This is a genomic window from Desulfovibrio sp., from assembly GCF_047607245.1.
Classification (GTDB): Bacteria; Desulfobacterota; Desulfovibrionia; order Desulfovibrionales; family Desulfovibrionaceae; genus Desulfovibrio.
In genome coordinates, this window is the sequence record NZ_JASGDK010000017.1 from 1 (window position 1) to 10,289 (window position 10,289).

The window sequence follows — 10,289 nt, forward strand, 5'->3', positions numbered from 1 at the left end:
ATCAGTCTGGATGAAAACGGCGGCGTGCGTGATTTTGTCATGAACGACAAATGCGCGGCAGGCACCGGACGTTTTCTGCAAGTACTGGCGGGAATTCTGGGTATGCCTCTCGATGAACTGGGAAAAGCCGCGGCCAACGGCAAGCCCGTTCCCATATCAAGCATGTGCGCTGTTTTTGCCGAGACAGAAATTGTCGGTTTGCTGGCTCAAGGAACAGCGCCAGCCGATCTGGCCGCCGGAGTTTTTGTGTCCATAGCCAGACGCATGCGAGGCCTTGCCCGCCGCATCGCCTTTACCGGCCAATGTGTTTTTACGGGGGGCATGGCTACCAGCCCGGCATTTTGCAATTTTCTTGCTCAGGAACTCGACATGACCGTGCAGGTGCCTGAGCAGCCGCAACTTGTAGGTGCCCTGGGCGCGGCCCTTCTGGCAGTGCAGCGATTTGAGCGAAAAAAGTAAGGAACAGCCCGATAAAGCAGGGCAAAACCAAGGAGCAATCATGAAGTGCGCCAGTTTTGACAAAATCACCACAGCCTTTGAAAAAAATGTGCTCAACCTTACGGAGGCCAAACAGAACGGCAAAAAGGTAGTTGGACAATTCTGCCTTTACTCACCTTCGGAAATTGCGCTGGCCGCCGGGGCCATTCCGGTTTCGCTCTGCGGCACCAAGAATGACTCCATACCCGCAGCGGAAGAAATCCTGCCCCGCTCTCTCTGCCCCCTGATCAAGAGCAGCTTTGGATTTGCCCTTAAGGACAGCTGTCCCTATCTGGCTGCTGCCGACATTGTGGTGGCCGACACCACCTGTGACGGCAAGAAAAAAATGTATGAACTGCTTGCGTCCTATAAACCCATTGCCCTGTTGCAGCTACCGCAAATTCAGAATGATGACGCCTTGGGCTACTGGCGTAAACAGTTTGAAGATCTGGTACGCCGCCTTGAACAAGAGTTTGACGTAACCATCAGCGACGAAAAACTGCGCGAAGCCATCGTGCTTATGAATCGCGAGCGTTTGGCTCTCAAGGCTGTGATGGATCTGGCACAGCGCAAGCCATCGCCTGTTACTGGTGTTGAACTGGTGGAGATCGCCTTTAAAACGTCCTTCTTTCCCGACAAGGAAGTTGGCATAGCCATGCTGGAAGATCTGGCGGAAGAAATGGGCCGTCTGGCCGACGAGGGTCAGGGTACAACCAGTCCTGATGCTCCACGTATCTTGCTGACTGGCGTTCCTGTGGGCATGGGGTCGCACAAGGTAGTACGCCTTATTGAGGAATGCGGCGGCAGCGTGGTATGCTTGGACAACTGTTCTGCCTACAAAAAAACCCGCGTCATGATGGAAGAAGATGGCGACCCGCTGACCGTGATGGCCCGCCGCTACCTGGAAGTGCCGTGTGCCGTCATGTCGCCCAATCCCAACCGTTATGACGCTCTGCGCCAGATGGCGGCTGATTTTTCGGCAGATGCTGTAATGGACCTGACATGGCAGGGCTGTCAGACCTATGCAGTGGAAGCCTGGACCCTGAAAAAATTTGTGCAGAATGACCTGGGGTTGCCCTATCTTCGGGTGGAAACCGACTACTCTGAAACCGATACCGAACAGCTCAAGGTTCGCATCGAGGCATTTTTGGAAATGTTGTAAGAAGACGCGGAAGCACGCGGCATCCATAAGCTCCGCTTCAATACCTTTGCGTAACAGAGAAAACCAAAAGCTCCCCATTCTGGCGGGGAGCTTTTTATTTTATACAAACGCGTCAAACGCTGTGCTTCATGTGCGCATTGGTAGATCAATCTGCGCCAAGACCCGCCTGAAATTCCTGCCAGGACGGCGCAATTTTGTCTTTGTTTGACAGCACAGGCTGATCCACTGGCCAGACCACGCCGAGATCCGGGTCATTCCAGCGGATGGCTCCTTCGTCTTCGGGGCAATAATATTCAGTGCACTTGTAGTGAAAATGGGCGGATTCACTGGTGACGGCAAAGCCGTGCGCCAACCCCGGCGGCACCCACAGCTGCCACTGGTTGTCCTGCGTCAGCTCAACACCGTACCATTGGCCGAAGCTGGGAGATCCGGGCCGAATATCTACAGCCACATCAAATACGCTGCCAAGAGACACGCTTACCAGCTTGCCCTGGGGCCGTGCTTTTTGAAAATGCAGACCACGTAGAATGCCGTACGTTGATTTTGAGTGATTGTCCTGCACAAAGGGCAGATCAATGCCTGCAGCTGCGTAGCGTTCCTGTTGCCAGGTTTCGACAAAATATCCGCGTGCGTCGCCCCAAATCTTGGGCTTGATGAGTAAAACCCCCGCAATGGGAGTAACAACTATTTCCATTGTCCTATGCCCGCATCTACAAGATCCAGCAAATATTGCCCGTAACCTGTCTTGGCCATGGGCCGCGCCAGGGCGCGCACATCATCAGACGAAATATAGCCATTGCGCCAGGCAATTTCCTCCAGGCAGGCCACCTTGAGCCCTTGGCGGTTTTCAACCGCTTGCACAAAGGCTCCCGCATCCATGAGTGAATCGTGGGTGCCTGTATCCAGCCATGCGATGCCGCGGCCCACAAGCTCAACGTGCAGATCGCCACGGGAAAGGTAGGCATTGTTGACGTCCGTTATTTCCAGCTCGCCGCGCGCCGAAGGACGCACATTGCGGGCGATACTCACCACGTCACTGTCATAAAAATAGAGCCCTGTGACAGCAAAGTTTGACTTGGGTTTCAGAGGTTTTTCTTCAATGCTCACAACGCGGCGGTTTTCATCAAACTCCACTACGCCGTAGCGTTGCGGATCACGTACATGATAACCAAAAATGGTAGCCCCGCTGGACCGCGCCATAGCCTCATGCGTGAGTTCCGGCATGCCGTGGCCAAAAAAAACATTGTCGCCAAGCACAAGGCAGGTATTGTGCCCGCGAATATGATCTTCTGCCAAGAGAAAGGCCTGTGCCAGACCTTCCGGGCGGGGCTGCTCAACATAGTGTATCGAGCACCCCCATTGCGAGCCGTCATGCAGCAAAGCCCGATACAGCGGCAAATGCTCCGGCGTGGAGATAAGACAGATGTCGCGAATGCCAGCCATGAGCAACGTGGCTAGCGGATAATAAATCATGGGCTTGTCGTAGATGGGCATGAGCTGTTTGCTCACGCTCAGGGTCAAGGGATAGAGACGCGAGCCTGATCCTCCGGCCAGAATGATGCCCCTCCACTGGTTCATCGCGCGCCTCCCATACCATCTGCTCCGTTGCGCTGCCCGTAATTGACGGCAAGCCAGTCCCGATATGCGCCACTGCGCACGTGCGCAACCCAGGCGCTGTTATCAAGATACCATTTTACGGTTTCTCTCAAGCCTGAATCAAATTTGTGCACTGGCTTCCAGCCCAGTTCATTTTCAATTCTGGAGCAATCAATGGCATAGCGAAAATCGTGACCGGGCCTGTCCGTTACGTAAGCTATAAGTTCTGCGTAAGGCCCGCGCGCCTGGGGAACCAGTTCGTCCAAAATCGAGCAGACGGCGCGCACCACCTCAAGATTGGTGCGTTCGGCGTGACCACCAATATTATATGAGCGGCCAACAAGGCCCGCCTCAAGCACCCGGGCTATGGCTGAACAGTGGTCTTCCACATGCAGCCAGTCGCGAATATTGGCCCCTTTGCCATATACGGGCAAGGGTTTGCCCTCCAGCGCATTGAGAATCATCAGCGGAATAAGCTTTTCAGGGAACTGGCGCGGGCCGTAATTATTAGAGCAATTGGTCAGCAGCACCGGCAGGCCATACGTTTCGTGAAAGGCGCGCACCATATGGTCGCTGGCGGCCTTGGAGGCAGAATATGGGCTGTTCGGACTGTATGGGGTGGTTTCGGTAAAAGCCGGGTCGCCGGGCTGCAACGCACCGTAGACCTCATCGGTGGATACATGCAGAAAACGAAAACTTGCCGCCTTATCGGCAGGCAGGGAACGCCACCAGTCCTTGACCACACGCAACAACGCCGATGTGCCCAGCACGTTGGTGCGCACAAAGGCGTCCGGATCGACAATGGAGCGATCCACATGACTTTCAGCAGCAAAGTTGACCACGGCATCCGGCTTGTGAGTCTGGAGCAAAAAAGCCACCAGCTCCTCATTGCCGATATCACCGCGCACCAGAATATGATCCGGGTCATCTGCCAGTGGAGACAGGTTTGCTGCATTGCCCGCATAGGTCAACTTGTCGAGATTTATAATGCGAATCCCGGCGCGGCGGGCCTGAAGCACATAAGCCGAGCCAATGAAGCCCGCACCGCCGGTGACGAGTTGGCAAGCCATGGTTGTTTCCTTATTTAAGGCGACTGTCATAATAACTGCATTTTGATCCATAGCGTCTGGATCCAGTAGTTTAGAGCAGTTAAATTTTGAAAAAGTTTAACTGCTCTAACGCTGCACAAGAGTGCAGTGCGCTGCAACGCGGCGTGGATTCTGCCAAAAATCGCATTTAGGGACAGCCACACCCAGTTTTAAAAAAAGCCTAGGGTGTACGAGATTACACAGGCTGAACAAACAAATTTCCATAAAAATAGCTGTTCACCTGGAGCCTTCGACAGCAGAGAATCAGTTACCCTTCTCTTCCATAAACATCGGCAAACCGCACAATATCATCTTCACCCAGATATGCCCCGGACTGAATTTCAATGAGCACCAGGGGGATGACACCAGGATTTTTCAGGCGGTGCTTTGTGCCAACAGGGATGTAGGTGGACTGATTTTCAGAGAACAAGCGTACCTCATTGCCGTTGGTCACTTCCGCCGTGCCGTTCACTACCACCCAATGCTCTGCGCGATGATGGTGCATCTGCAAGGACAATTCAGCCCCGGGATTGACGATAATGCGTTTGACCTGAAAACGTCCGTCCATAACCAGCGTTTCGTAGCTTCCCCACGGGCGGTACACCAGGGGATGCTGCTTGCACTCCGCTCGTTGATCGCGCTGCAGACGGCCCACGATTTTCTTCACATCCTGAACCTGATCACGCGGGGCCACCAGCACAGCGTCCTGAGTCTCCACGACTACCAGATCACGCACGCCTATGGCCGTCAGCAAACGGTGGTTGGCGTTGAAGTAGCAGCCTTCCGATCCTTCGGCCATAACGTCGCCAGAGCAGACATTGCCGTAATCATCCGGTTGGCCTGCCTGATAAAAGGCCTCCCAGGAGCCAAGGTCGCTCCAGCCAGTGTGCAGCGGCACCACAGCCGCCAGATCCGTATGTTCCATAACAGCGTAGTCGATGGAATCAGACGGTGAAGAAAGAAATGCGGCGCTGTCTGGACGGCAGAAGGCTCCATCGTCTTTGCGTTCTGCCCAGGATGTGCGGCAGCTGGCGTAGATATGGGGAGCATACCGCTCCAATTCTTTAAGATATACTGACGCCCGGAACAAAAACATGCCGCTGTTCCACGAAAAACCACCTTGGGACAGCATGCCCGCAGCGATTTCAAGGCTGGGTTTTTCAACAAAGCGGGCAACTCTGAACCCTTCAGTCGCCAGGCTCTCGCCCTGTTCAATATAGCCAAACCCCGTTTCCGGGCCTGTGGGCTCTATACCGAAAGTGACGATATGACCTTCGGCAGCCAGCTTGGCCGCACGCTCCACACCTTCAAAAAACGAGCTTTCATCATCAATGGCATGGTCCGAAGGCAGTACAAGCATCAGGGAGTCTGCGCCGCCGCTTGTCAGGGCAAAAGCCGCCAATGCTATGGCTGGAGCAGTATTGCGGGGAGCTGGTTCCAGTAATATTTTTCCGTGTACGCCGCTCGCGTAAAGCTCCGCTGTGACATAAAAGCGGTGAGCCTCATTACAAACAATGATTGGTTCCACGCTTTCCGGCGCGCGCCGAGCCCTGAGCACAGTATCCTTGAACAGGGTTCTTCCGTCCCCCAAGTCCACAAACTGTTTGGGATAGGTCTCACGTGAAAGGGGCCACAGGCGCGTACCGCTGCCGCCACACAGAATGACAGGAACTATATCCGGCATGAACATCCTCACAATTCTCACAAGTATGCTGCCATTAATTTTGCGCGTAGAACAAAAATCCTGCGCAGGTGCAGCCAGACATCGTAAACTACACCGCCTGTAACTATGAGACAAGAGTACAGCTTTCCTGCGCTTTTGGCGCGAGATTTTTTTACGCGGGTACAGCCCCGCCCTTTTCTTTCAGTAAGTGCAAAATCTCTTCGGTCTTGTCTTCCAGAAGCGTTCGATTGCCCCTGGTTTCCACATTCAGCCGCAACAAGGGCTCTGTATTGGACATACGCAGGTTGAAACGCCAATCTTCAAATTCAAGATTAACACCGTCAATACTGTCTTCATAGACAGCCATCTCCGCATAGCGGTCACGCACCAGCTTCATAAGGCCGGGGGCGTCCTGAACGCGACGGTTGATTTCTCCACTGCACGGGTAGGCTGCCATACGCTCTGCCACAAGATCCGCCAGTGAACGGCCAGTGCGGTGCAGCAGGCCTGCCACAAGCAACCAGGGCAACATACCGGAATCACAGTAGGCAAAATCCCGAAAATAGTGATGCGCGCTCATCTCGCCGCCGTACACGGCATCCTCGGCCCGCATGCGTTCTTTCATGAAGGCGTGCCCGGTCTTGCCCATAATGGGTTGCCCCCCGGCAGCCAGCACGACTTCGCGGGTATTCCAGTACACCCGCGTATCATACACGATCTTGCCGCCGGGAACACGGCGCAGCAGTTCCTGCGCCAGCAGGCCGATGCAGTAGTATCCCTCAATAAAATTGCCTTCGCCATCATAGAAAAAGCAGCGGTCAAAGTCGCCGTCCCAGGCGACGCCCATATCCGCTCCTGCCTCGCGCACGGCAGCAGCGGTGGCTGCGCGGCGCTCAGGCAGCAATGGATTGGGAACACCGTTGGGGAATGTGCCGTCCGGCTCCATATGCAGACACACGAAATCAAAAGGAAGCGATGCCTGCAAATCCCGCAACACAAGACCAGCGCAACCGTTGCCAGCGTCAGCCACGATTTTGAGAGGCTTGTGGCCCGGAATTAGCTCAAGTTGTGCTACCCCGCTATACTCCAGCAGCCAGTGAATGTAGTTGGCCCGAAACGACGCTTCAGATATGGCGGTATTGCCCTCATTTGCAGCAGATGCCCCGCTTTGGGCAAGCAGGCCTTGCACATGGTCGCGCAGGGCGAATAGACCGGAGTCTCCACTAACAGGAATGGCCCCGCCGCGTACGAGCTTGAAGCCGTTTTCATCCGCAGGGTTATGGCTGCCAGTAATCATAATGCCAGCGTCAAAAGGCTGATTGGCAGCTGCGTAGTATATCTCTTCCGTACCGCACAGGCCGATATCCGTAACCTCTGCACCAGCGGCGCTCAATCCTTTCGCCAGAGCATCGCGCAAAATCGGGCCGGAAAGGCGGGCATCGCGCCCCACCACAACCCGGCGTGCGCCGAACACCTCAACAACAGACCGCCCCAATGCATGAGCCAAAGGCGCATTAAGCGTATCTGGCACCCGGCCTCGAATGTCATAAGCTTTAAAGCAGGAAAGCATGCGCAGCGAACTTCCTTGGATCTAGGGTTTGCAAAAATCTTTTATAAGCCAGCAAAAAGTAATGCATAGATTTTGGCCAGAAAATGTTTTCCCGGCAGGCAAAATAAAAAGCAAACTCAGCTCAAACTCGCCTTGTTGCTTAAAAAATTGCAACATTTTCCTCATCTGGCCTGTGCCGTGATTGCGCCTGTAATTTAACAAACAATCCCCAGGCGAACAAGGACAAAGCATCGCATCATTATCGGATAATGCTTCAAACTATACCCTGCCGATTTTGAAATGCTTGCCTGCCTGTGGAACAAACATGCAGCCTTCGCCTCCACCCTCCCGGCAATGATTGCCTCAAAGCCTTTCCATAACCGCAAATGTAACTCTCCTATGAAGCCGTACAACAAACACAAGCACTGTTCAAAAGTAGAGGCATCAAGACATAATCACCACACAGCAAGGATTTCACTATCAAAAAGCCCCCATCCCTTGTGGATGGAGGCTTCCAGCTAGCGGGCCTGCTTGCTGCAAATGGCTTCTGCAGCGCCATAAGCCTCAGGAGGCTCGCTTGTTAGGCTATGGTTAATAGGCGGCGGCAAGGCCGTCGCCACGGGGGTCGGTTGCCCCCTGAAGCACTTTGCTGGCCTGATCCACAAGGATGGCTCCCGCATGGCCCATCGTATCAGTATAGTCCTCAACCGAGCGCACAGGATGCCCCCGGCGGTGTAGCTCATCCGCAACATTTTTAGGAATACGGCCCTCAAGCTTGAGGTCGTTGGAAGCAGCACCCCAAGTACGGCCATAGAGCCAGCGAGGCGCGGATATGGCCTCTTGTGGGGTCATGCCAAAGTCGACCACACGTGTGACAATGGCGGCCTGGGTCTGGGGCTGGCCTTCGCCGCCCATAGTGCCATACACCAGAAAGGGTTTGCCATCTTTGAGCAGCATGGCGGGATTAAGTGTATGAAACGTGCGTTTGCGGGGCTCAAGATGGTTCACATGACTTGGATCAAGCGAAAAAAAACTGCCCCGGTTCTGCAACAGCACACCAGTGCCGCCCGCAACGATGGCCGATCCAAAATCGTGATAAATGCTCTGGATCAATGAAACGGCGTTGCCGTCTGAGTCTACCACGCCAAGCCATATGGTGTCGCCCTTGGGGTCAAGGGGCGTCAGATTTTCAGCTGCCTTATCCATACGTATGCGCGCGGCCTGATCCTTGCCATGCTGTGGCGAAAGCAAATAATCCAGCGGAATTTTTACAAAATCAGGATCAGAAAGATATTTATCGCGGTCGGCAAAGGCTTCTTTTGTGGCTTCAATCAACGCATGGTAATAATCTGCCGTGCCTTCGCCCATAGCCTTGACGTCAAAGTTATTGAGAACATTCAAAATTTCCAGCGAAGCCATGCCCTGGGTATTGGGAGGAAAATTCGCGGCCTTGTAGCCCCGGTAGTCGGCATATATGGGCTTTACCCAGTCAGCCTTGTGTGCCGCAAAGTCGCTGAGGGTCAGCAAGCCGCCGTTGGCCTGCAAGTCGGCCACAATGCGTTTGGCAATGTCCCCAGTGTAAAATTCTTTTGAGCCTTTGTCGGCAAGCTGGCGCAAGGTGCCTGCCAGTTCGGGCAGACGCATGACCTGTCCAACCGTGTAAGGGCTGCCATCTGCGTGCAAATAGGTTTTGCGAAAGGCGTCAAACCGTTGAAGATTACGAAATTCGGAGTCAGCCGGATTGGTGTTAATCTTGCTCCAGAAAGCCAGCGAGGTGCTTACAGGAAAACCCTTGTCCGCATAGTCAGTGGCTGATGCCAGCAGGTCTTTCCAGCGCAGAGGGCTCTTCATGCCTTCTTTGCTATACTCGTAAGCCGCCCCCCAGCCTGAGACAACACCGGGAACCGTATTGGCTGCCAGGTATCCGCGTGAAGGTATTTTGGATACGCCCTTGGATTTATAAAAATCTATGGTGGCTTTTTCGCCAGAGCGACCACTTGCATTAAGAGCTTTCAGCTCGCCAGTTTTTGCATTGTAGATCAGCCAGAAATTGTCGCCGCCCAAGGTGCACATCTGCGGATAGACCACCGCCAGTGTGGACGCTGTGGCAATAGCCGCGTCTACAGCAGTGCCGCCTTTGCGTAAGATCTCAAGCCCGGCCTGTGAAGCAAGGTAGTTGGGTGAGGTAACAATGCCCCTCGTGCTCAACGGGTTTGTGGCAGCAGATATGGTGGCCGTATACTGGGGCGCATCTTGCGCATGACTTGCCGCCACGGGCAGCAGCATGCCGCATACCAACAGAACCGGCAATGTTTTGCGTCTTGCCAGGGACAAAAAACTCATGGACATCAGGCACTCCTTTCAGAAGTAGAGGTTTTCAGAGTACAACCGTCCAAGATATTTGCATTATTTATTCCACAGGCAATGTCTTATCATTTCAGTGTATTATAATTTTTTATTACCATCACATGGAACTTTTTTGTTTTAATTCCCGGTAGATGAAACATTTTTGTGGCAAACCTTCCAAACTCCGTTACTCATGCGCGGCGACGTGTTGGATACTTGTAGAGCAATGCTGCAAGTCCATCAGCAGGAACCTCATTTTCACAGATGTATCGTATGGGCGCATCATAAGGATACACTGGGGCTATCTGGCAAAAATGGACGCAAAGATTTTAGCCTTGACGGTACCGTCTTCAGCCAGCCCCCTTTCGATCATATTGCGGCTGCCCCATAGCTACGCTTTTCTTTATG

8 protein-coding genes are annotated in these 10,289 nt (G+C 53.7%); 2 read left to right on the top strand and 6 right to left on the bottom strand.

Translation table 11 applies throughout. The annotated features are described in order from the left end of the window. On the top strand, positions 1-459 hold a 459-nt coding region (locus QM579_RS01555; RefSeq protein ID WP_414997473.1), incomplete at its 5' end, for an acyl-CoA dehydratase activase. Between the two features lie 40 nt (positions 460-499). Further along, a complete protein-coding gene (locus QM579_RS01560; protein ID WP_414997474.1) occupies positions 500-1,639 on the top strand; it encodes a double-cubane-cluster-containing anaerobic reductase in 1,140 nt (379 codons plus the stop codon). Between the two features lie 145 nt (positions 1,640-1,784). On the opposite strand, the gene rfbC is transcribed toward QM579_RS01560, so the two are convergent. The 6 genes from rfbC to ggt all read right to left on the bottom strand — a co-directional run bounded on the left by rfbC (position 1,785) and on the right by ggt (position 9,884). Then, positions 1,785-2,333, bottom strand: a complete 549-nt coding sequence (gene rfbC, locus QM579_RS01565; RefSeq protein WP_414997475.1) for a dTDP-4-dehydrorhamnose 3,5-epimerase — start codon at positions 2,331-2,333, stop codon at positions 1,785-1,787. Continuing rightward, positions 2,324-3,217, bottom strand: a complete 894-nt coding sequence (gene rfbA / locus QM579_RS01570) for a glucose-1-phosphate thymidylyltransferase RfbA (RefSeq protein ID WP_414997476.1) — start codon at positions 3,215-3,217, stop codon at positions 2,324-2,326. The genes rfbC and rfbA overlap by 10 nt, the downstream gene beginning before the upstream one ends. Continuing rightward, positions 3,214-4,305: a dTDP-glucose 4,6-dehydratase gene (gene rfbB, locus QM579_RS01575; protein WP_414997477.1), complete on the bottom strand. Its 1,092-nt coding sequence runs from the start codon at positions 4,303-4,305 to the stop codon at positions 3,214-3,216. Before rfbB ends, rfbA begins: the two co-directional genes overlap by 4 nt. Positions 4,306-4,591: 286 nt before the next feature. After that, positions 4,592-6,007, bottom strand: coding sequence for a mannose-1-phosphate guanylyltransferase/mannose-6-phosphate isomerase (locus QM579_RS01580; protein WP_414997478.1), 1,416 nt, complete (start codon positions 6,005-6,007; stop codon positions 4,592-4,594). A gap of 151 nt (positions 6,008-6,158) precedes the next feature. Further along, complete coding sequence (locus QM579_RS01585; RefSeq protein WP_414997479.1) at positions 6,159-7,556, bottom strand: phosphomannomutase; 1,398 nt, start codon at positions 7,554-7,556, stop codon at positions 6,159-6,161. A 570-nt stretch (positions 7,557-8,126) separates the two neighbouring features. After that, positions 8,127-9,884, bottom strand: a complete 1,758-nt coding sequence (gene ggt, locus QM579_RS01590; protein ID WP_414997480.1) for a gamma-glutamyltransferase — start codon at positions 9,882-9,884, stop codon at positions 8,127-8,129. Positions 9,885-10,289: the final 405 nt, after the last annotated feature.

Bases quoted from the DNA above. Each gene is read 5' to 3' on its own strand.
- rfbC (WP_414997475.1), bottom strand. From the start codon at position 2,333: ATGGAAATAGTTGTTACTCCCATTGCGGGGGTTTTACTCATCAAGCCC.
- rfbA (WP_414997476.1), bottom strand. From the start codon at position 3,217: ATGAACCAGTGGAGGGGCATCATTCTGGCCGGAGGATCAGGCTCGCGT.
- QM579_RS01580 (WP_414997478.1), bottom strand. From the start codon at position 6,007: ATGCCGGATATAGTTCCTGTCATTCTGTGTGGCGGCAGCGGTACGCGC.
- rfbB (WP_414997477.1), bottom strand. From the start codon at position 4,305: ATGGCTTGCCAACTCGTCACCGGCGGTGCGGGCTTCATTGGCTCGGCT.
- QM579_RS01560 (WP_414997474.1), top strand. From the start codon at position 500: ATGAAGTGCGCCAGTTTTGACAAAATCACCACAGCCTTTGAAAAAAAT.
- ggt (WP_414997480.1), bottom strand. From the start codon at position 9,884: ATGTCCATGAGTTTTTTGTCCCTGGCAAGACGCAAAACATTGCCGGTT.
- QM579_RS01585 (WP_414997479.1), bottom strand. From the start codon at position 7,556: ATGCTTTCCTGCTTTAAAGCTTATGACATTCGAGGCCGGGTGCCAGAT.